The sequence below is a fragment of the Pseudomonas aestuarii genome (assembly GCF_027988105.1).
In the GTDB taxonomy this organism is placed as follows: domain Bacteria; phylum Pseudomonadota; class Gammaproteobacteria; order Pseudomonadales; family Pseudomonadaceae; genus Aquipseudomonas; species Aquipseudomonas aestuarii.
Genome location: NZ_JAQJZJ010000013.1, coordinates 73,112 through 93,200 on the forward strand (window position 1 = coordinate 73,112; position 20,089 = coordinate 93,200).

The 20,089-nt window shown below is 61.4% G+C and carries 17 protein-coding genes, 1 tRNA gene and 1 pseudogene; 6 read left to right on the forward strand and 13 right to left on the reverse strand.

What is annotated here, in order from left to right:
* Positions 1–5: 5 nt before the first annotated feature.
* Positions 6–209, reverse strand: a pseudogene (locus tag PH586_RS23770) (LEPR-XLL domain-containing protein); the annotation flags it as partial.
* Positions 210–954: 745 nt separating this feature from the next.
* Between PH586_RS23770 and PH586_RS21595 the strand changes: the two are divergent.
* Positions 955–1,031: transfer RNA gene (locus tag PH586_RS21595), tRNA-Met, on the forward strand.
* 257 nt (positions 1,032–1,288) lie between these two features.
* Here PH586_RS21595 and PH586_RS21600 read toward each other — a convergent pair.
* Positions 1,289–1,564: a hypothetical protein gene (locus PH586_RS21600; RefSeq protein ID WP_271349869.1), complete on the reverse strand. Its 276-nt coding sequence runs from the start codon at positions 1,562–1,564 to the stop codon at positions 1,289–1,291.
* 345 nt (positions 1,565–1,909) lie between these two features.
* On the opposite strand from PH586_RS21600, the gene PH586_RS21605 reads away from it, so the two are divergent.
* Together PH586_RS21605 and PH586_RS21610 are read left to right on the forward strand one after the other, a co-directional pair.
* Positions 1,910–2,101, forward strand: a complete 192-nt coding sequence (locus tag PH586_RS21605) for a hypothetical protein (RefSeq protein WP_271349870.1) — start codon at positions 1,910–1,912, stop codon at positions 2,099–2,101.
* Between the two features lie 354 nt (positions 2,102–2,455).
* Positions 2,456–2,992, forward strand: coding sequence for a DUF3087 domain-containing protein (locus tag PH586_RS21610; protein WP_271349871.1), 537 nt, complete (start codon positions 2,456–2,458; stop codon positions 2,990–2,992).
* A gap of 101 nt (positions 2,993–3,093) precedes the next feature.
* Here the strand turns inward: PH586_RS21610 and PH586_RS21615 are convergent, their stop codons facing one another.
* The 8 genes from PH586_RS21615 to PH586_RS21650 all read right to left on the reverse strand — a co-directional run bounded on the left by PH586_RS21615 (position 3,094) and on the right by PH586_RS21650 (position 11,357).
* Positions 3,094–3,978, reverse strand: a complete 885-nt coding sequence (locus PH586_RS21615; protein ID WP_271349886.1) for a DMT family transporter — start codon at positions 3,976–3,978, stop codon at positions 3,094–3,096.
* Positions 3,979–4,006: 28 nt separating this feature from the next.
* Complete coding sequence (gene can, locus PH586_RS21620; protein ID WP_271349872.1) at positions 4,007–4,651, reverse strand: carbonate dehydratase; 645 nt, start codon at positions 4,649–4,651, stop codon at positions 4,007–4,009.
* A gap of 220 nt (positions 4,652–4,871) precedes the next feature.
* The gene (gene rimI / locus PH586_RS21625) at positions 4,872–5,324 is read right to left on the reverse strand and encodes a ribosomal protein S18-alanine N-acetyltransferase (RefSeq protein WP_271349873.1); all 453 of its coding nucleotides are present in this window, start codon (positions 5,322–5,324) and stop codon (positions 4,872–4,874) included.
* 67 nt (positions 5,325–5,391) lie between these two features.
* Positions 5,392–6,183 carry an energy transducer TonB gene (locus PH586_RS21630; RefSeq protein ID WP_271349874.1) on the reverse strand — a complete coding sequence of 264 codons (792 nt, stop codon included), beginning with the start codon at positions 6,181–6,183 and terminating at the stop codon, positions 5,392–5,394.
* The gene (locus PH586_RS21635; RefSeq protein ID WP_271349875.1) at positions 6,180–7,727 is read right to left on the reverse strand and encodes a 2-isopropylmalate synthase; all 1,548 of its coding nucleotides are present in this window, start codon (positions 7,725–7,727) and stop codon (positions 6,180–6,182) included. The genes PH586_RS21630 and PH586_RS21635 overlap by 4 nt, the downstream gene beginning before the upstream one ends.
* 351 nt (positions 7,728–8,078) lie before the next feature.
* Positions 8,079–9,323: a saccharopine dehydrogenase family protein gene (locus PH586_RS21640; RefSeq protein ID WP_271349876.1), complete on the reverse strand. Its 1,245-nt coding sequence runs from the start codon at positions 9,321–9,323 to the stop codon at positions 8,079–8,081.
* Between the two features lie 30 nt (positions 9,324–9,353).
* Positions 9,354–10,451 carry a carboxynorspermidine decarboxylase gene (locus PH586_RS21645; protein WP_271349877.1) on the reverse strand — a complete coding sequence of 366 codons (1,098 nt, stop codon included), beginning with the start codon at positions 10,449–10,451 and terminating at the stop codon, positions 9,354–9,356.
* A 297-nt stretch (positions 10,452–10,748) separates the two neighbouring features.
* Positions 10,749–11,357: a hypothetical protein gene (locus PH586_RS21650; protein ID WP_271349878.1), complete on the reverse strand. Its 609-nt coding sequence runs from the start codon at positions 11,355–11,357 to the stop codon at positions 10,749–10,751.
* A gap of 236 nt (positions 11,358–11,593) precedes the next feature.
* On the opposite strand from PH586_RS21650, the gene mksB reads away from it, so the two are divergent.
* The 3 genes from mksB to mksF are packed head-to-tail and all read left to right on the forward strand — an operon-like array spanning position 11,594 to position 16,364.
* Positions 11,594–12,844, forward strand: a complete 1,251-nt coding sequence (mksB, locus tag PH586_RS21655; protein WP_271349879.1) for an Mks condensin complex protein MksB — start codon at positions 11,594–11,596, stop codon at positions 12,842–12,844.
* On the forward strand, positions 12,841–13,536 hold the full coding sequence (gene mksE / locus PH586_RS21660) for an Mks condensin complex protein MksE (protein WP_271349880.1): 696 nt from the start codon (positions 12,841–12,843) through the stop codon (positions 13,534–13,536). The genes mksB and mksE overlap by 4 nt, the downstream gene beginning before the upstream one ends.
* Positions 13,533–16,364: an Mks condensin complex protein MksF gene (mksF, locus tag PH586_RS21665; protein ID WP_271349881.1), complete on the forward strand. Its 2,832-nt coding sequence runs from the start codon at positions 13,533–13,535 to the stop codon at positions 16,362–16,364. The genes mksE and mksF overlap by 4 nt, the downstream gene beginning before the upstream one ends.
* Positions 16,365–16,421: 57 nt before the next feature.
* On the opposite strand, the gene PH586_RS21670 is transcribed toward mksF, so the two are convergent.
* From PH586_RS21670 to PH586_RS21680, 3 genes are read right to left on the reverse strand one after another with little or no spacing between them, the layout of a single operon-like run.
* Positions 16,422–18,725 carry a PqiB family protein gene (locus tag PH586_RS21670; protein ID WP_271349882.1) on the reverse strand — a complete coding sequence of 768 codons (2,304 nt, stop codon included), beginning with the start codon at positions 18,723–18,725 and terminating at the stop codon, positions 16,422–16,424.
* Positions 18,718–19,341: a paraquat-inducible protein A gene (locus PH586_RS21675; protein WP_271349883.1), complete on the reverse strand. Its 624-nt coding sequence runs from the start codon at positions 19,339–19,341 to the stop codon at positions 18,718–18,720. The genes PH586_RS21670 and PH586_RS21675 overlap by 8 nt, the downstream gene beginning before the upstream one ends.
* Positions 19,328–19,987, reverse strand: coding sequence for a paraquat-inducible protein A (locus tag PH586_RS21680; protein WP_271349885.1), 660 nt, complete (start codon positions 19,985–19,987; stop codon positions 19,328–19,330). The genes PH586_RS21675 and PH586_RS21680 overlap by 14 nt, the downstream gene beginning before the upstream one ends.
* Positions 19,988–20,089: the final 102 nt, after the last annotated feature.

A 20,089-nucleotide genomic window follows, 5' to 3' on the forward strand; every position in this document is an offset into this window, starting at 1 on the left:
GCTGCAGTGAGGCTGATCGAATCAGCCGACAAAAGCAGCCTGGGCTCTAGCGCCTCCAAGCTAAAGGACTGCCGCTGCGGCCTTTCAGTCCGCTTGTTTTCGCGCGCCGGCCCTCCCCAGCCGGCGATGACCTCCCGTAACATATTCAACAGCACGGATTTCTTGAACGATTTACGCGACTTTCCACTGGGTGAAGTGAAGCTATTCATGGGGCGTCCTCGGATGCATAGGGAAACCCCGAAGATCGCCTGGGGGAATTTCCGTATTTTCCCCGCGTACCGCAAAAATAATCGCGCAGGCTGTATAGACCCACTCGAGCGTAGCTAGATATCCCCCAGGTACATTATTCTTATTTGAAATAATGAGATTGTTGGTTATGGGCTCAACACGTCAAAAACACGGGCAAGCCAAATTAGCCTTTCGATACAGGGACTTGGCAATCCCCTAGACCTGCTTCGAAACTGACAACACATGCAACGTCTGGGTAGTTGGTTAGCTAAAAATATTTAGCACCCGTGGTGGCGGTCAAGACCGCGCGCGGCACCGCAGCAACGCGATACCCTGCGAGGACCAAATCCTTGCGCTGTTTGAGGACAGTCATGGTCAGCAGCGCTGACGCTCGACGAGCGGGCAGCAGGGAGTTCTCGGGCAAGCGCAAAGCAGTTGCCTGTCGCTGCGGCGCCCCCTCTGGCCCGTATCGACTTAGCCCGCAGTGCAACAGCCAAAAAGGGAGTCGTTGACACGCTACCGGCAAGCAATACCGATGACGATGACACCGAGCGCGACAGCGCGACAAAGCGGAAAGGAATCGAGTAGACATCTAGTGAGCCGGGTTATGGATTGCGATACCGGAGCCGCTTCACGTTCAGCATCTAAGCACTTGATCGCGCGTGGAAATTTTCTGCAGCCCAGGGTTGACAGCAACGCCAGAGACGAGAATAATGCGCGCCACTCGGCTACGTAGCTCAGCTGGTTAGAGCATAGCATTCATAATGCTGGGGTCCGGGGTTCAAGTCCCTGCGTAGCCACCAAACAAAACAAGGGTTTAGCGAAAGCTAAGCCCTTTTTTGTGTGTCCGAAGTGATCAGGATATGACCGTGGGTCCGCCACAAGCTGAGGATGTCGCCACCGCCCATGTCAGGTAGCGCCTAGAAAGAGGGCTAGCTGCCCAGGCATCTGGAAACCGCAGCGTTCGCATGACCGGAGAGTGGTGATAGTCGTTTGCAACGTGTGTCGGTCAGCCTATGCCCACTCGCACCGAGCGTTGCTCCTGATGCCACGCGAGGCGCTAGCGCGCAGCGGATACAGGCGCGACCTCGAAACACATGCGCCATCCCTCGTTATTGATCCCGAAGCGCCCGATAGAGACCGTCCTGTCGGGGTATATCAGCTGGAACCGCTCGCACAGCCTCAGTGCGACTGCATGCTTTATTTCCTGAGTGCGATCCTCGGCGGCCACATCGACATTGACGAACCGCGAATGCGCTACAGGGGATGAGTCAGGCTCCGGCAGGCGGTTCAGCGGCATCAACTCATCCGCGTATTCCTGTGCTGTTTTGCTCACGTCGCATCTCCTGTCTAAAGGCTTGATATCGCTGGCGCCTGATGCACGAGCTGTCGCTTGCACCTGAGTCGCTGATTGCCCTGCTCGCATCGTGCAGATCGGCGGACAAAGCTGGCGATTCAAGGACAAGCTCGAGACGGGACAAGTTCCCCGGGGAGACCTCGACCTTTCGCCAATCTATCAATGAGCGACCGGCTCGGCTAATGACCGGCACGTCAGCCAGCCCGCAGTTATTGGTTTTCGCCCGCCCCTACCCGGCCTTTGTGCCTCACTGGCCACCCTCTCACAGCGTATGGGTGTTTAATGCATGCCGGGATACACCATTCCGGCAACAAGGAGACGACCATGCTCGCTCGCATTTCCATAATCGCCCTGACAGCAGCATTTCTGCTTATGACCGGCTGCGTCTACCACGAATACCGCGACCGCGACTGGGACCGCTACGAGGATCAGCAGGGCGCAGATCGTGATCAATCCGAGAGGCATCACAAGTCCGACCGACGCCGACACGAAGACCAAGACCAAGACCAGCAATAAGACGAACACCGCCGATCTGATCGCGAGGCGCGCTACAACCAATATCGCTGAGCCCCCACGTGCCTGCCACTGCACGCAATGCTGTTCACTGAAGCCCAGTGAACAGCATTTTTTGTCCCTGTGAAATCTTGGGAAAATCGCGTTTATGCATTGCTCCGAATCGCACCCTGGTTATGCACGGGCTTGGAAGCATCAATGCATGAGCCATGCCTCGCCGAGACCGCCTTGCCGGTCAGTGGCCAAAGAGGGCAGACCAGCATGCCCCACAGCGTGGTAAATCGCGCCCACGTGATTACTCTGAGTGATAATGCCTCGCCACATTGCCCCACCACTTAACCGAGGAGTTCTGCGACGGTGACGTTCGAGATCAAGCAGTTGAATCCTGAGAAATACCGCCAGCAAACGCGCCGCAGCACCGTGACTATTGCGCTGATCTTTGTGCTGCTGGGCATGCTGCTGTCCAGTGTCGCCTTGATGCTGTTTGGCGAGCCCGGCGGCGATAACTTTCGCTGGAATCTGGCCGGCATTATTGCCGGGCTGCTGCTGACCGTGGCGCTGGTGCGGTTCAAGTTCTGGCATCAGCCCTGGATGGCCCCGGCCGTCTACGGCTGGCAACTCAAGCGCAGGCTGATGAGCATCACCAACGTCATGCACCACGTGACTGAGGGCGTAACTGCCCAAGATCCGACGGCGATCAAACTGCTGCGCTTCTATCACCTGGGACTGACCCAGATGCACCAGCTGGACGGCAATTCCAGCGCCCTCAGCCAGATGGTGGCAGAGATCAATCGGCACAAGGAGGCCATGGAGGCTCTGGGTATGAATACCGAGCAGAATCAGCTGATCCCGACCTGGCTTGAGGCGGTGAAGAAGGCAAACGCCGCGCGGTAAACACGTCCATCACCAGCGCAACAGCCTGCGGCTATCGCGTCGCGTTACTAGGGCCTGCGCGGCGCGCGCCATCCGGCCAGGCGACCTCAGCCCCCTGTCGATCAGCCGCGCTTCTGCGCCATCTGCGTGCCCAACAACAAGCCGGCGAAGATCAGCCCGCCGCCCAGCCAATGGAACGTCTGCAAACCCTCGCCCAGCAGCAGCCAGCCGAGTGCGGCAGTGCACACGGGCATCAGGTAGCTGGACAGCGCCGCCTTGGCGGCTCCGAGTACGCGCACGCCGTGATTCCAGGCGAGATAGGCGACCAGCGAGGCGAATACCGCCGTATAGGCGATGGCGCCAAGGTTGCTCGGGGTCACCGCGAAACGGGCGCCCTGGCTGAGTTCGTAGAGGTAGAACGGCAGGATCAGCGGCACGCCAAGCAGCATCAGCACACCGAGCAGGGCCAGCGCCGGGATCGGCAGCAGGTACTTGGCCCAGTGTCGCAGCAGCAGGGAATACAGTGCCCAGTCGGCCACGGCCAAAAGCATGATCAGATCGCCACGGTTGAACGACAGCGTCGTCAGGGTCGTCCAACTGCCCTGGGTGATCAGCACCAGCAGGCCGATTGCGGCCAGACCCATGCCCCACCAGGCGCGGCGTTGCGGCCACTCGCCGAGCAGCAGACCAGCGCCGATGAAGGTCATCAGCGGCAGGCAGGTGTTGACCAGGGTGATGTTGACCGCAACGGTAGTCTGCGCCGCGCTGTAGAGCATCGAATTGTAGCCGGCGATGCCCAGCCCCCCGAGCACCAGCAGGCGCCAGCCAGCCGCACGCAGCTGCGGGCGATGACGCCACAGCGGTGCCAGGACGAAGGGCAGCAGCAGGGTCAGGGCCAGGCACCAGCGCCAGAACGACAGGGCAAGAGGCGGGATCTCACCGGCGAAGGCGCGTGCCACCAGGGCGTTGCCCGACCAGCAGAGCACCGCCAGCAGCAGACCGAGCATGGCCAGCCCGCGTGAACTGTTCGTCACCTCAGTTTTGGCCGAGCGGGCGCAGGCGGTATTGCGGCGGCAGCTGTTCGATGCCGCTGACGGTGACGTTGAGGTTTTTCCAGCGACCGTCCTTGATGCCGTAGATGCAGCCGTGCACCGACAGCTCCTGACCGCGATGCCAGGCGTTCTGCACGATGGTGGTGTGGCTGACGTTGGCCACCTGCTGGATCACGTTGAGCTCGCAGAGGCGGTCGACCCGCTCCTCCTCGCTCGGCAACTTGGCCAGGTGATCACGGTGTTCGTAATACAAATCGCGGATGGTCCGCAGCCAGCCGTCGATCAAGCCGTACTGATTGTCCTGCATGGAGGCGCGCACGCCGCCACAGCCGTAGTGGCCGGTGACCAGGATGTGCTTGACCTTGAGCACGTCGACTGCGTACTGGATCACCGACAGGCAGTTGAGGTCGGTGTGCAGCACCACGTTGGCGACGTTGCGATGGACGAACAGGTCGCCTGGCAGCAGGCCGACGATCTCGTTGGCCGGCACCCGCGCATCGGAGCAGCCGATCCACAGGTATTCCGGCGCCTGCTGGCGGGCCAGCTTGGCGAAGAATGCCGGGTCTTTCTGAGTAATCGCCTCGGCCCACTGGGCGTTGTTGTCGAATAGGTGTTGTAAGTCACTCATGGCATCGGCTCCCTGGAGTATCGATGCGCACCATACGGAGCGCGCATGGCCTTTGACAAGCCACTTGGCGTTGCCGTCACAGTCCCAGGTGGCGCGACAGTCGCAAGCCCCTCCCCAGAACCCGCAACGGCGGAGCCACCGGTGCACAGCAAAAGCTGCGCGGCTGAAGCGAAGCACTGCCCGAGCGCTGCGGCAATCGGCAACTTACCAGCAACCTCGATCAATCGATCAGGGTGCAGGCCATCACCAAGGCATCCTCGCGCCCCCCCACGGCCGGGTAGTAGTCGCGGCGCCGACCAATTTCATTGAACCCATAACGCTCGTACAGGCGATAAGCCGACTGGTTGCTGGCGCGCACTTCAAGGAAGCATTCGCCGGCCTTGAGCTCCATGGCACGCTGCATCAGGCGCTCCAGCAGCAGTAAGCCGAAACCACGACCCTGGCTCTGCGGCTTGATGGTGATATTGAGCAGGTGCGCCTCGTCGATGATCACGTTGATCACCCCATGCCCGACCTGCTGCTGCCCCTCGAACATCACCCAGCAATCGTAAGACTTGAGGCTGTCGAGGAAGATCCCGCGCGTCCAGGGATGGCTGAACGCGGCGTACTCGATCTTCAGCACAGCCTCGATATCCGCTTCGGTCATCCGGCGGAAAGAAATCGCATCACTCATTAACGTTGACTCAGTAGGCGGTTGGAACATGGGCGAAATGGTCGAAACCTGACAGCGCAGGCAGCACTCAAGGGCCTGCCAGCCAGCGTTGCCGCACCCGGCGCATGGCCTGCCACAGTTCGGCCTTGCGTTCTGGCTCGTCCATCAGCAATTCCAGCCCAGGCAGTGCCCAGGCCGCCCCCAGCTCGTCGATCTGCATCTCGCGATTGTAGGCCTCGGCATCGGCATCACCGGCGAAACGGATGGCCGGAAGGCCGACCAGCCACAGGCAGCTACAGGGTGGCTGCTCTTCCAGGCGCGCGGCGATGAAGCTCTGCACGTAATCCAGCGCGACCTGCGGCCCCTGGTCCATGCTGCCGCGCGCCAGCAAGGGCCAGCGGACTGGCTCACCGACCAGTTGCGGGCTGTCCGGCAGACCGGCGGCGCGCAGCAGATCCTTGAGCAGCAGATAGGCCGGATCACGCCCCTGCAAGGGCTCGCCCGTGGGCAGTTCGACCAGCAAGGCGCAGTCACCGGCGCGCAGCAGTTGCAGAGCAAAGCGCGGCGGCGGCGCAACCACCGGTTTGGTCACTACGGGTGGCGCGACCTCATCGACGGCATCCACTTTGACACTGCGCGCAGTGATGCCGGGCCGCGGCACCTCGATCTTCGGCCGTTCGGCGCGCGGCTCGGGCCTGCTCGGCGACGCGGCTTCGCTGACCGGCGCAGCAACCGGCTCGACCGCGACAGGCACATCCGGCTCTGCCGGCTGCAGCAGCTCCGGACGCGAAGGCGCGGCAAAAGGCAACTCCACGCGCGGCAGCCAACTGGCCACCTGCATGGCACTCAGATAAGCACGACGCCGCAGCTCTGCAATCAAACGTCAGCCACCTGCGGATGCGCCTTCTGACCATCCTGCATCAGGTTGAGGGCGTTGATGTAGGCCTTGGCCGACGCGACCAGGATGTCGGTATCGGCGCCGTTGCCATTGACGATACGCCCGCCCTTCTCCAGGCGTACCGTGACCTCGCCTTGGGAGTCGGTGCCCTGGGTGATGGCGTTGACCGAATACAGTTGCAGGTTGGCAGTGGACGCGGCGATCACCTCGATCGCCTTGAAGGTCGCGTCCACCGGCCCGGACCCCTGGGCTTCGGCGCCCAGCTCGGCGCCGTCGACACTGAGCACCAGCTTGGCCAAGGGGACCTCGCCGGTCTTGCTCGCCACATCCAGGTAGACCAGCTTGAAGTGCTCCGGAGTCTCTTCGGCCAGGGTCTCGGAGACCAGCGCCTGCAGGTCTTCGTCGAAAATCTCGTGTTTCTTGTCGGCCAGTTCCTTGAAGCGGGCAAACGCGGCATTCATCTCCGATTCGCCAGCCAGGGTGACACCCAGCTCATCCAGGCGTGCACGGAAGGCCGCGCGCCCGGAATGCTTGCCCAGCACCATCTTGTTGGTGTTCCAGCCCACCGACTGGGCCGACATGATCTCGTAGGTTTCGCGGTGTTTGAGCACGCCATCCTGATGGATGCCCGACTCGTGGGCGAAGGCGTTGGCGCCAACGATGGCCTTGTTCGGCTGCACCGGGAAGCCGGTGATGCCGGAGACCATGCGCGAGGTACTGAGGATGTGCGGGGTGTCGATGCGGGTGTGCACACCGAGCAGGTCTTCGCGGGTCTTGATCGCCATGACGATTTCTTCCAGCGCCGCATTGCCGGCCCGCTCGCCGAGGCCGTTGATGGTGCACTCGACCTGCCGCGCACCGGCGACCACGGCCGCCAGGGAGTTGGCCACGGCCAGCCCCAGATCGTTGTGGCAATGCACCGAGAATACCGCCTTGTCGGCGTTGGGCACACGATTGAGCAGCTGGCGGATGGTTTCGGCGTACTGGTGAGGAATCGCATAGCCGACGGTGTCGGGAATATTGATGGTGCGCGCGCCGGCGTCGATCGCCGCCTCGATGATGCGGCAGAGGAAATCGATCTCCGAGCGACCGGCATCCTCGCAGGAGAATTCCACGTCGGCACACAGGTTGCGGGCGCGCTTGACCGCATGCACGGCCTGCTCGACCACCTGATCCGGCTGCATGCGCAGCTTGTACTGCATGTGGATCGGGCTGGTGGCGATAAAGGTGTGGATGCGCCCGCTGTTGGCGCCCTTGAGCGCTTCGGCGGCGCGGTCGATGTCGCCATCGAGGGCCCGCGACAGGCTGCACACGGTGCTGTCCTTGATGCTGTCGGCAATCGCCTTGACCGCGGCGAAGTCGCCCGGGCTGGCGATGGCGAAGCCGGCTTCGATCACGTCGACGCGCAAGCGCTCCAGGGCCCTGGCGATGCGCAGCTTCTCTTCACCGGTCATGGACGCGCCGGGACTCTGCTCGCCATCGCGCAGGGTGGTGTCGAAAATAATGACGCGGTCGTTGCTGCTCATGCTGGACTCCTCACGGATGCGCGGGCGCACACGCCCGAGCTGGGGGCGCATGTCGATAAGGGCTGATTGTCGCGTGAAATGCCGCAGGCGGGAAGCGTGGAAAACAGCGGCACGCTCCGTATCAAGCGTAGGGCGGGTTGCACCCGCCCTACCGGTCTAGGTTCTCAGCATCATCGCGGCTAAAGCCCCTCCCACGGGCCAGAAAGCAAAACGCCCGCCAAAATGGCAGGCGTTAGGCTGATCGAGCGAGCTAGAGCCAGGCTAGGCGAAAGTGCGCGAGGACGCGGAGTTTACTGCTGTAAATGAGCATCCGAGCGCACTTTCAACAACGCCTGGCCGACGCGCAGCCGATCAGAGGGCTTGATCCCAGGGGCGGTCGCCGTTGGCGTCTTTTATCCGGGTTGGCAGGCCCATCGCGTCCAGCAGTTTGAGGAACGGCTCGGCCGGCAGCTGCTCGACGTTGGCCATGCGCGCCACGTCCCAATCACCACGGGCCACCAGCAATGCGGCAGCGACCGGCGGTACACCGGCGGTGTAGGAGATGCCCTGGCTGTCGGTCTCGGCATAGGCATCGGCGTGGTCGGCGACGTTGTAGATAAACAACTCGGCCGGCTTGCCGTCCTTGCTGCCCTTGATCAGGTCGCCGATACAGGTCTTGCCGCTGTAACTTGGCGCCAGCGAAGACGGGTCCGGCAGTACGGCCTTGACCACCTTGAGCGGCACCACTTCGAGGCCTTCGGCGGTTTTCACCGGTTGCTCGGAGAGCAGGCCGAGGCTGTTCAGCACGGTGAACACGTTGATGTAGTGCTCGCCAAAGCTCATCCAGAAACGCACGTTGGGTACGTCGAGGTGCTTGGACAGCGAGTGCACTTCATCATGCCCGGTCAGGTACAGATTCTGCTCACCGACCACCGGCAGGTCGTCGGTACGCTTGACTTCGAACATGCTGTTGCTGGTCCACTGGTTGTTCTGCCAGCTCCAGACTTGTCCGGTAAATTCGCGGAAATTGATTTCCGGGTCGAAATTGGTGGCGAAGTACTTGCCGTGGGAACCGGCGTTGACGTCGAGGATATCGATCGACTCGATCTTGTCGAAGTACTGCTGCTGCGCCAGGGCAGCATAGGCATTGACCACGCCCGGGTCGAAACCGACTCCGAGGATGGCGGTCACGCTTTTTTCCTGGCATTCGGCCAGTTGCTTCCACTCGTAGTTGCCGTACCAAGGCGGCGTTTCGCAGACCTTGCCCGGTTCTTCGTGGATGGCGGTATCGAGGTAGGCGGCACCAGTCTCAATGCAGGCGCGCAGCACCGACATGTTGAGGAAGGACGAGCCCACGTTGATGACGATCTGCGATTCGCTCTCGCGGATCAGTGCCTTGGTTGCTTCAATATCCAGCGCATTCAGGGCATAGGCCTGAATTTCGGCCGGCTGCTTGAGGCTGCCCTTGGCCTTTACGCTGTCGATGATGGCCTGGCATTTGGAGATGTTGCGCGACGCGATGGCAATACGACCGAGTTCGTCGTTGTGCTGCGCGCACTTGTGGGCCACCACCTTGGCGACACCTCCTGCACCAATGATCAGAACATTCTTCTTCAATTTCTTTATCTCTCCTTTAACCGCCGGCCTTCAGGACAGGCTGGACAGGTAGTCGTCGAAACCAAATTCACGAACCACCTCGACACTGCCGTCGAGCTGTCGCACTGCAATAGAGGGCATTTTAAGCCCGTTAAACCAGTTTTTCTTGACCATGGTGTAACCCGCTGCGTCGATGAACGACAGACGATCGCCGATGGCCAGCGGACGATCGAAACGGTATTCGCCAAAAATGTCCCCAGCCAGACAGGATTTACCGCACACCATGTAGCTGTGCTCGCCATCACAGGGGGCCATCTTGGCGTCCAGACGGTAGATCAACAGATCGAGCATATGCGCTTCGATGGAGCTGTCGACCACCGCCAGATGCTTGCCGTTGAACAGGGTGTCGAGCACCGTGACTTCCAACGAGGCGCTCATGGTGATGGCGGCCTCACCGGGTTCCAGATAAACCTGCACGCCGAAACGCTCGGAGAAGGCCTTGAGCCGTGCGCAGAACTGATCCAGCGGATAGCCGTCACCGGTGAAGTGAATGCCGCCGCCCAGGCTGACCCACTCGACCTGCTCCAGCAGGTGGCCGAAGCGCTCTTCGATGGTGCTGAGCATCTGCTCGAACAGCTCGAAGCTGTTGTTCTCGCAGTTGTTGTGGAACATGAAGCCGGAAACCTTATCCATCACGGTGGCGATCTTTTCCGGGTCCCACTCACCCAGGCGGCTGAACGGGCGCGCCGGGTCGGCCAACAGGTAATCCGAGCTGCTCACCTGCGGGTTGACCCGCAAGCCGCGGACCTTGCCTTCTGAAGCTTCGGCGAAGCGCTCGAGCTGGCCGATCGAGTTGAAGATGATCTTGTCGCAGTTGGCCAGCATCTCGTCGATTTCATCGTCGGCCCAGGCCACGCTGTAGGCGTGGGTTTCGCCAACGAACTTCTGCCGACCGAGCTTGAGCTCATACAGCGACGACGAGGTGGTGCCGTCCATGTATTGCTGCATCAGGTCGAACACCGACCAGGTGGCGAAGCACTTGAGGGCCAGCAGCGCCTTGGCACCGGAGTGCTCGCGGACATAGGCGATCTTCTCGAGATTACCCAGCAGCTTTTGCTTGTCGATGAGGTAGTACGGCGTCTTGATCATCAGTGTGCCTATACAAGGTCAGCCGGCAGGAAATCAGCATTGCCGACCCCCTCCCCAAAAAGTGGAGGCGAATTGTGCCGATAACCGACGCATATCGAAAGAGCCATGGGGATATTTAGTCTGTCAACCGACCGTTGGCGACGCATTATCGCAAGCGGCGGCAATCCGCAGCCCGATTGGAGCGCCCGCGGCGCAAAGTGCAGACGCCCGACAGGATGAACGGCATTGATGACCAACAGGTGACAACGATGTGCCACCAAGCCTGATCGGCTAATGGCTGTGGCAGCGCAAGGCAGTTCAGCCCTGACGAAACAGCCCGAGCAGGTGGCGGGCAATGGCCCCCTTGATCGCGTTGATACTCGCCGGCGAGCAGTGCGCCAAGTGGACGAGGTTGATGCGGTGCAGGTGCAGCGACGGCATTCGCGTCTCGAACTCGCGCAGATCCTCCTTGATCAACACCGGCAAAAACGACTCGCCCCTGGCCCGATAGCGCTCAATCAGCAACCTGAGCCCATCCTGAAACGGCAACTCCCTGGAGGCCACCAGACGATTGTGGCTGGGGATTTTCAAGTAGAGGCCTGGGTGGCCCAGGGTTTCGCCCGGCAGAATATGGATACCGGTGGGTTCTACCGCATGGGCCGGAATGTCATGGAAGGTTTCGTTCCAGCAGCGCTCGTCCGGGAGGATGGTGATATCGCCATGATCACTCGGCGGCACCACAAAGCTGTAGTGGCTGTAGAGCTTTTGCGCATAGGCAGAATATATACACAGGCAGTTCTCGAAGCGCAGCAGGAAGGCAATCGTCTCGCGGCGGTCGGTGATGGCGTCGAGATCCCAGTCCAGGTCACGCTGATCCTGCAGCTCGCGCCAACAGGCATCGATGGAGGCAGCGGAGGTGGACGACATAGGTTCGATCCCGGCGGGGTGTTTGTTTTCTTATCGCAGAAAACATGCCAGCAAATTCAGTCACTTGAATGGGGCTTGCAGCGCATCGAGAGCACCGGCCAACGGCTGTGGCGGTCGTAAACTGCCGTATTGCGTCACCTGCGCGGGCAAAGCGCCTCCGATCGCCTCAGACTCAATCGATTGCCGGTCGATGCAGTACAATCGGCGCTTTTCCCAGATTGAGCGACCGGCTTTCGATGATCGATCCCAAGCGCGTATTGCGCGCCCTTGCCGAACACTGGACGTTGCTCGAACCGCTCTGCGAGCGGTTCGATACCGGCACCCTGAGCCTGATCGAGCTGCGCAAGCAGCTCACGGCGCAGTTGCCGGACAGCACGCCAGTGGACATTACCGCCCTGCTCGACCAGTGGATCCGCCTGGATATCCTGGTGCCGGTGGCCAAGAGCCCCAACCGCTTCGAGCTCAACGCGCAGATCCACGACTTCCTGGCCTATTTGCGCCGTGAACACCGACTGGGCCTGTGCCTGGAGATCGAGGCCTACCTGCGTCACCTCGAACGCCTGGCCGGCTATATCAAGGATGCCTTCGAGGTGCGCGACGCGGCCGATCTGGCGCGGCAGCTGCGTTTGCTCGACATGCGCGTGCGCGACGTGCTGAAGAAGCTGGCCAACGACGAACAGGCGCTGGTCGCCGTGGCCGAACGGGCCAAGACCAGCGACCGGCAGATCCCCCTGCGTCAGCGTTACGCCGAAGTGCTGGCGACCTGGGACGAATATGTCGAGCCGATGATCCAGCTGGTCGCCGCCGACGGCGCCTTTGAGCAGGGCGTCCACCGCGTCGAGCATGTGCTGCTGCGCCTGCTCAGCGAACAACAGCGCCTCGGCCCGCTGGTTGACGATGACCTGCTGCTGCGCACCCATGCACGCATCCTGGAGATGCAGACCACCGCCCAGCTGACCCTGCGCCGCGCCCGCGAGCTGCTCCTGCCGCTGCGCGAGGAAGCCCGGCGGCACAATGCCGTGACTCGCGGCGCGGCCCTGGCCCTGGCGGCAATTCGCCGCAAAGGGTTGGACGCGGTGCCGCAGGCCGCACTGCCGCTATTCAGTCGTGCGCAAAGCACCTTTCTCGGCAGCGCGTCCCAGGTCGAGGCCTATGTCTACGCCCTGGCGCGCTTCGAACCGAAGCCGGCGCAGTTCCCCAAGGCCAGCACCTCGCGCAAGGGCGAAGCACCGCGCGCGCCACGCACCGCGCGGGAGATGCTCGAACGCTGCGAACAAGCCCTGCCGTTGCCCGACTTGATGGGCTGGCTGCTGCAGGAGGAACCCGAAGGCGCCACCGACGAACTGCTCTATTGGTTCTCGCGCCTGTCCCGCGATACCCGCTTCCAGCGCGAACGCCTCGAGCGCCGTGACTATTTGACCGCCGAGCATCAGCTCAGCCTGAGCTCCTTTGCATTGATCAAGCCGGCCGGAACCACCGCCCTATGAATATCGACCTGAAAGAACTGACCCAACTGGCACCGATCTTCCGCGAGCTGTTCAAGGGCTATCACGTCAGCCGCCGCGACCCGGAGCTGTACGCCCAGCTGTCCAACCTGCAGGACCAGTACCGTGCGCTGTTCAAGGCACTCGGTTATGAGCTGATCTGCGACAGCCGTGGCTTCTACTATTTCGTCCCCGAGCAGATGGGCGCCCAGGTCAACAAGACCGCCCAGCGCCTGGCGCTGTTCACCTTCATCCTGGTTGAACACCTAGCCGATCAGGGCCGCGACCCGCTGGCCGTGCTCGACGGTGGCAGCCTCGGTCGTGATGAACTGCCGCCGCTGCTGGAAAAGTACCGTGACCTGTTCCTCCAGGCCGAAGTCACCACCATCGAGGAGCTGGAAGAAAAGGTCATGCGCCGCCTGAGCCAACTGGGCTTTACCGGTGAAGAAAACGGTACCTACCGCTTCCTCGCCCCCATGCACCGCTTCCTCGATGTCTGCCTGAGTGTGCAGCAGGATCGCGACCTGGCCGCCACCCTGCATAGCGCCCTGCCGCTGCCGACCCCGCTGCTGGTCGACGATGAAGCCGAGGAGGAAATCATCAGCCTCGCCGACGATGAGTCGGACCTCAGCGAAGAAGATGCCCTGGCCCGTGCCATGGCCGACGAACGCGCCGTACAGGAGATAGATGCATGAGCCAGGAACGCTTCGGCATCCGCCGCTTTGCCCTGCTGAACACCGCCGGTTACAGCCTCGGGCTGTTTCCGCTGGAGAACCCGCTGTCGGTGTACGGCGCCAACAACCTGGGCAAGTCGGCCTCGATCAACGCGCTGCAGTTCCCGATTCTGGCCCGCATGTCGGACATGAGCTTCGGCAAGTACAGCCTGGAACAATCGCGCAAGTTCTACTTTGCCACCGACACCAGCTACATCCTGGTGGAAGTCGCCCTGCCCCACGGCCCCCACGTGATCGGTGTGGCCGGGCGCGGCCCGGGTGGCGGTTTCGGCCACCAGTTCTTTGCCTACCAGGGCGAGCTGGACCTGGCCCACTACCAGAAAAACGGCACCTGCCTGCGTCAGCGCGAGCTGTTCAACGCCCTAGAGCGCGACGGCATCAAGGCCTATGAATTGAAGCCCGAGGAGCTGCGCCGCCTGCTGGTCGGTGGCCACACCTCGATCCCGCTGGACCTGACCCTGATCCCGCTGCGATCCACCAGCGAGCAGAGCCTGAAGACCTTCCGCGCGCTGTTTATCAACCTGCTGCATATGCGCGAGATCACCGCGGCCAAGCTCAAGCAGCTGTTTCTCGATGCCTTCGAGCACAGCCTGCGCTCGGGCAGCGTTGACTACATCGCCGCCACCGAAGAAGCCTTCCGTGATGTGCGGCGCATGGAGCAGGACTTCCAGGCACTGGTCGGCGCCGGCCCCTTGATCGAAGCCCTGGCCGCCGGCGTCGCCCAGCGCGAACTGCTGCGCGGCAAGCTGCATCGCCTCTCGCCGCTGCTCGATTCGCTGCTCGGCACCTGGCAGGACTATGCCGGCGCACGCCGCGAGGAGCTGGTAATCCAGGCCGAGCACTACCGCGGCGAACAGGATGGCCTGCAGCAGGAACAGCGTGGCGGCACCGCCGAGCTGATGCGCATGGAACGCCAGATCAGTGAGATCCAGCGCTGGCTCGGCGAACTGTCTGTACTGAAGAACCGCTTCGCCCTGGTCAGCGACGCCCAGGTGCTGGAGGCACAATTGCTCGCCGCCAAGGACGCCCACGACGAACTGGCCGGTGCCCTGGCGCAGTCACGGCAATTCTCCAGTGAAGACCTCGAGGAGCGCCTGCGCGATCTGGACAAGCGCCTCAGGTCGGTCAGGCAGCAGCTCGACCACGCCGACAACAACAGTTACTCGCGCCTGCGAGAAGAGTTCTCCCAGGCCGATGTCGATCGCCTGATGCGCCTGTTCAACGGCCAGCTATTCAGCCTACCTTTAGGCGACAAAGGCATTCAGCTGGACCATGGTGATACCTGGGTGAAGTCCCTGGAAGCCGTACTGGACGGCTTCCAGGGCGAGCGCTTCGAGGTGCCCGGCCTGTCCATCGACCTCAGCCATATCGAGCCTCCGGCGCTGCAGGCCCTGGCTGACCGCGCCGCTCTGCGTGACCAGAAAGACCGCCTCGAGCGCGAATACAAACAGCTCAAGACCCAACAAGCGGTGGCCGGCGACCGCGCCGCGAGCAAGGCCCAGGCCGAACGCCTGTACCAGGGCGTGCTGGATGCGCAAAAAGCCCTGGAAGACTACCGCCGCAGCCAGACCCTGGCCGTGGAAGAAGACAGCCAGCTGGAACAACTGGCGCAACTGGAAGCGGCGCAGGACGAGCTCAAGCGCAGCAGCGATGCCTTCACCGAACGGGTGCAGCAACTGTCCGCCAAGCTGCAACTGGTGGGCCGGCAGCTGGCCGATCTGGAAGCCAAGCAGCGCACCTTGGAAGACGCCCTGCGTCGGCGCCAGTTGCTGCCGGCCAATCTGCCGTTCGGCGCGCCCTTTACCGACCCGGTGGATGACTCCCTCGACAACCTGCTCCCCCTGCTCAACGACTACCAGGACGCCTGGCAGGGTCTGCAACGAGTCGACGGGCAGATCGAGGCGCTCTACGCCCAGGTGCGCCTGAAAGGCGTGGCCAAGTTCGACAGCGAGGACGACGTCGAGCGCCGCCTGCACCTGCTGGTCAACGCCTACGCGCATCGCCAGGACGAAGCCCTGACCCTGGCCAAAGCGCGCCGCGCGGCGGTCACCGATATCGCCCGCACCCTGCGCAATATCCGCAGCGACTACGACAACCTGGAACACCAGTTGGCCCTGTTCAACCGCGAGATCAACAAGCGTCAGGTCTCCAACCTGGAAAGCTTCCGCATCGTCCTGGCACCGAACAAGGACGCCCTCAAGCACATCGACCAGATCATCCACAGCGCCGGCCAGTACGAGCAAGGCGAGACCCTCTCGGTATTCGACCTGCAGCAGAGCAGCGATCAGGACAGCAAGAACGAGGAAGCCAAGGAGTACCTGGCACGCCTGGTCGCGGCCAACCACAACCAGCTGGGCTTGAAAGATCTGTTCGAGCTGGCCTTCGAGATTACCAAGGTGCACGGTCAGCCGGTGATCCACACCGACATCGATGGCGCTGCCTCCAACGGCACGACCATGACCATCAAGGCGTTGACCAACATGTACTTGTTGCTGCACCTGATGGATCGCGACCAGGCCGGGCGTATCCGCCTGCCCTACTACCTCGACGAGGCGGCGGACATCGACGAGAAGAACCAGCAGGCGCTGATCGAAACCAGCCTGCAACTCGGCTTCGTACCCATCCTCGCGTCGGTCAAGCCACAGGTCTCGGCCCACGTGGCCATCGACCTGGAAGGCGGCAGCGGGCCAAACGGCATCTACATCGACGAGGCGGACTGGAAATACATCCAGCGCCGGGAAACCAGCGACCTGCAGGTCAAGCCTGTCGCGGCTGTCGAGCCGGCCTGAAGCAACCTTCACCACTAACCAGGCTCGCTAATGCGGCCCTGGATAGTGGTGACCTGGCTATTTCGGCAGGGCGATTTTCGGTGCCCACTCCAGCCACTCTTCCTTCGGCTCGTCGAACATGGCAAAGGTCTGTCCCGGCCTGGCCTGGTGACTCATGGGCTCGAGATCCGGGGTCGCGAACGCCACGCCCCCCTCAATCAAGGTTTCCAGGGATTCGCTACGCACCTTCACGCCCTTGAACAGTCCTGCCTCGAAACCAACCCCTGAGGTATTCCAGAAACGGCTACCGGTGCGCACCAGGCCGGCATAACGCGGCTCGATCAGGATATGAATCAGGACCCGGTCCGCGGTCGGTCCGAGTTCGTAACCGGTCACCTTGCCCACCGGGACTTCCCGATAGCTTACCGGCACCCCGGCTTTCAGCGAGCTGCGCCGCGCAGTGCTGAGCACCAGACGCAGGCCGAGCTCCTCCACCACCTGACTCGGCGGACGCGCCAGCGCAATGAATTCGACCTGCCTGGCCGCACCCTTGGTCGCCGGCCAGACTTCCAGATACTGGCCACTGACCAGGGTGTCCAGGTTGGCCACACGGGTCAGGCTGAACTCCGGCTTGACCACCCAGAACTGGGTGCCCACTCGCGCGATCTGCTCAGTCGCCAGAGTCACACGGGCTCGCAGAACTACAGCCTGCAGGTCTTCGCTGAGCTCGATACTCTCAACCTTGCCGACATCCAGGCCACGGTAACGGATCGCCGTGCCTGGGCTCAGGCCATCACCACGATCCATTCGGATGCTAATCGCCACACCGTCCTGCATGGCCGCCTCGCGACTGGCATAGAGGTGCAAGCGTGGTACTTTCCGGGATAGTGCCGGGGCCTGCAGGTCCGTGGTTTCAAACGCGATGCCCCCAGACAATAGGGTCTGCAGCGATTCACTCTTGACCTCGACCCCGGACAAACCGCCTTTCAAGGTAATGCCACTGGCATTCCAGAAGCGCGTTGAGCGATTCACCAGATGCGCGTATTCGGGCACGACGTGTAGACCGAAGACCACCCTTCGATTGTCGCGAGCGAGTTGAACGCTCTGCACCGAACCAACAGGGACCTGCCGATAGAGAATCGGGCTGCCGACCTCAAGTGAACCGCGGCTGTCGCTGAACAGCACCATATGCAGGCCGGGGGCATCCAGATTCAGCGGCGGCGCCTTGGGCCGCGCCACGAAATCACGCTTGGCCGCTGCACCCTTTTCGCCGGGGCGCATGGCGATGTAATTACCTTTGACCAGTGCTTCCAGGCCGGTGATGCCCGCCAGGGAAATCGACGGTTTGACCACCCAGAATTCGCTACCTTCGACCAGATAGTCTTCAGTGCGCGGATCGAGGGTCAATTCGGCCAAGGCGCCGGTCAGGTCGTCATTGACCTTGAGCGCCTTCAAGGTGCCTGCCTGTATGCCGTTGTACATAACGGGCGTACGCCCGGCCTGCAAGCCTTCGAAATCAGTCATCTTGACCAGTACCCGGATGCCAGCCTGGGCGGCTTCGAAATCTTCATACAACCGAAATGGAATGCTCGGGTCGGTCGCCGGACTATCTTTACGATGCTCGGGCGTGGCGAAAGCAATACCGCCCGCCACTATGCTGGCCAACGACTCGCTGCGCAGCTTGAAACCCGACAAACTGGCGTCGATGCTGATGCCGCTGGCATTCCAGAAACGCGTATGTTTACGCACCAAAGCGGCATAGGTCGGCTCAATGTAGAGCTTAACCTCGACCGTGCTCTGATCGTTGGCGAGGGCATAGCTTTTCACCCGGCCAACCTGAATCTGCTTGTAGAACACTGGGCTGTCACGATTCAACGAGCCGAGCCGTTCAGCTTTCAGGGTCAGATGTAGCCCAGGCCTGTCATCCGACAGCGGCGGCGGCTCGGCCAACGCCTCGAACTCCAGGGCCGGTTCGCCATCGCCAGGGCTAACTGCAATGTAATTACCCGACACCAGGGTCTCCAGCCCGGTGATACCCGCCAGACTCACGCTAGGCTTGACCAGCCAGAATCGCGTGTTACTGCGCAAGTACGGCTCGACCTTCTTGTTCATCTCCACAGTGGCAACTACCCCGAGGTTTTCACCACTGTCATCCAAGGCCATAGCCTTGACCTTGCCGATCGCCATGCCCTTGTAGATAACCTCAGTCTTGCCCGCCTGAATACCATCTCCACCCGGGAAAACCACCTGGATTTCAACCCCTGCCTCACTGTAGGCCTGCCAGCCCAACCAAGCACCAATCAGCAAGGCAATCAGGGGCAATACCCAGATGGCAGACCAGTTGGATGCAGGACGGGTTCTCGCCGTAGGTAGATCAGTCATGGTTGCCATCCGACTCGGTGTTATCCCAGATCAACCGGGGATCGAAAGTTAAAGCCGCCAGCATCGTCAGAATCACCACACTGGCGAAAGCTATCGAACCGAAACCTGGCTCGATACTCGCCAGGCTGCCGAACTTGACTACCGCTACAAGAATCGCAATGACAAAGATATCCAACATCGACCAGCGACCAATCCACTCGATAAACCGGTACATGAGTATTCGCTGACGCACCGACATCGGCTGATGCCGCTGTATCGAATACAGCAGCAGGGAAATACCAATCAACTTGAATGTCGGCACAAGAATACTGGCGATGAACACCACGATAGCTATCGGCAGCATGCCGAGGTGCACCAGTTCGATGATGCCCGACAGGATAGTGTCAGACTGCCCCTGGCCCAGTGAGTTAACGGTCATGATCGGTAAAATATTGGCGGGGATGTACAGCAGGGCAGCCGTCAACAGCAATGCCCAAGTACGAACGAGACTGTCTGGACGACGCACATGAATAACGCCCCCGCAGCGCGAACAGAACTGCTTGCGCCCATCGGGCTCCTGTTTATTCAGCATATGGCATTCGTGGCACAACAGCAGGCCTGCATCAATTGCCCTCATGTGCGTCTTCCCTGGATAACGCCTGCCAAATCTGGTGCGGGGTCATAGTCACCTCCAGCCACACCTGGACCAATAACAAGCCCACGAAACACGCCAAACCGACTCCCAGGCTCAAGTCCGCAATATCGGCCAACTTAACGATCGACACCAGAATGCCCATCAGGTAGACCTCGAGCATACCCCAGTCACGCAGGTGGTGATAAATCCGGTAGAACAGCAAGCCATAACCACGGCCAATGTTCCAGGCAATGCTCAGCAACACCAGAAACTGGCAAAGCAGCTTGAGCAACGGTACCGCCATGCTGCAGAGAAAGACCACCACGGCCACGCTCTGCATGCCGCTTTGATACAGGTTGACCACACCACTCCAGACCGTGTCCTCGCTCGTCTGACCGAGCAGATTGAGTCGAATGATCGGTAGGAAATTAGCCGGTATGTAAAGCATCAGGGCAGCCAGCACCAGAGCCAGGCTTCGCCTTACCACCTGAGTGCGCTGGGAGTAAAGCTCGTAGCCACAGCGCGGGCATACAGCCCGCTCACCATCCGCTAGCTGTGGCCGGCGCATCAATAGATCGCATTCATGGCAAGCAATCAACTCTTCCAGTGGAAGCGTCGACACGTCTTGAGTGGCAGCCGAATCGGCCATGTGCGAAGGCCCGTGCGAAATGAATAATTATTCTAGGCGAGTGGAACACAGAACTGCTCACACCGGTACCGTCCGATGGGGTACCGATGATTTGTCTATTCC

Bases quoted from the DNA above. Each gene is read 5' to 3' on its own strand.
- mksB (WP_271349879.1), top strand. From the start codon at position 11,594: ATGATCGATCCCAAGCGCGTATTGCGCGCCCTTGCCGAACACTGGACG.
- PH586_RS21650 (WP_271349878.1), bottom strand. From the start codon at position 11,357: ATGTCGTCCACCTCCGCTGCCTCCATCGATGCCTGTTGGCGCGAGCTG.
- PH586_RS21635 (WP_271349875.1), bottom strand. From the start codon at position 7,727: ATGAGCAGCAACGACCGCGTCATTATTTTCGACACCACCCTGCGCGAT.
- PH586_RS21680 (WP_271349885.1), bottom strand. From the start codon at position 19,987: ATGGCCGATTCGGCTGCCACTCAAGACGTGTCGACGCTTCCACTGGAA.
- PH586_RS21670 (WP_271349882.1), bottom strand. From the start codon at position 18,725: ATGACTGATCTACCTACGGCGAGAACCCGTCCTGCATCCAACTGGTCT.
- mksE (WP_271349880.1), top strand. From the start codon at position 12,841: ATGAATATCGACCTGAAAGAACTGACCCAACTGGCACCGATCTTCCGC.
- PH586_RS21605 (WP_271349870.1), top strand. From the start codon at position 1,910: ATGCTCGCTCGCATTTCCATAATCGCCCTGACAGCAGCATTTCTGCTT.
- PH586_RS21615 (WP_271349886.1), bottom strand. From the start codon at position 3,978: ATGCTCGGTCTGCTGCTGGCGGTGCTCTGCTGGTCGGGCAACGCCCTG.
- mksF (WP_271349881.1), top strand. From the start codon at position 13,533: ATGAGCCAGGAACGCTTCGGCATCCGCCGCTTTGCCCTGCTGAACACC.
- PH586_RS21675 (WP_271349883.1), bottom strand. From the start codon at position 19,341: ATGAGGGCAATTGATGCAGGCCTGCTGTTGTGCCACGAATGCCATATG.
- PH586_RS21645 (WP_271349877.1), bottom strand. From the start codon at position 10,451: ATGATCAAGACGCCGTACTACCTCATCGACAAGCAAAAGCTGCTGGGT.
- can (WP_271349872.1), bottom strand. From the start codon at position 4,651: ATGAGTGACTTACAACACCTATTCGACAACAACGCCCAGTGGGCCGAG.
- rimI (WP_271349873.1), bottom strand. From the start codon at position 5,324: ATGAGTGATGCGATTTCTTTCCGCCGGATGACCGAAGCGGATATCGAG.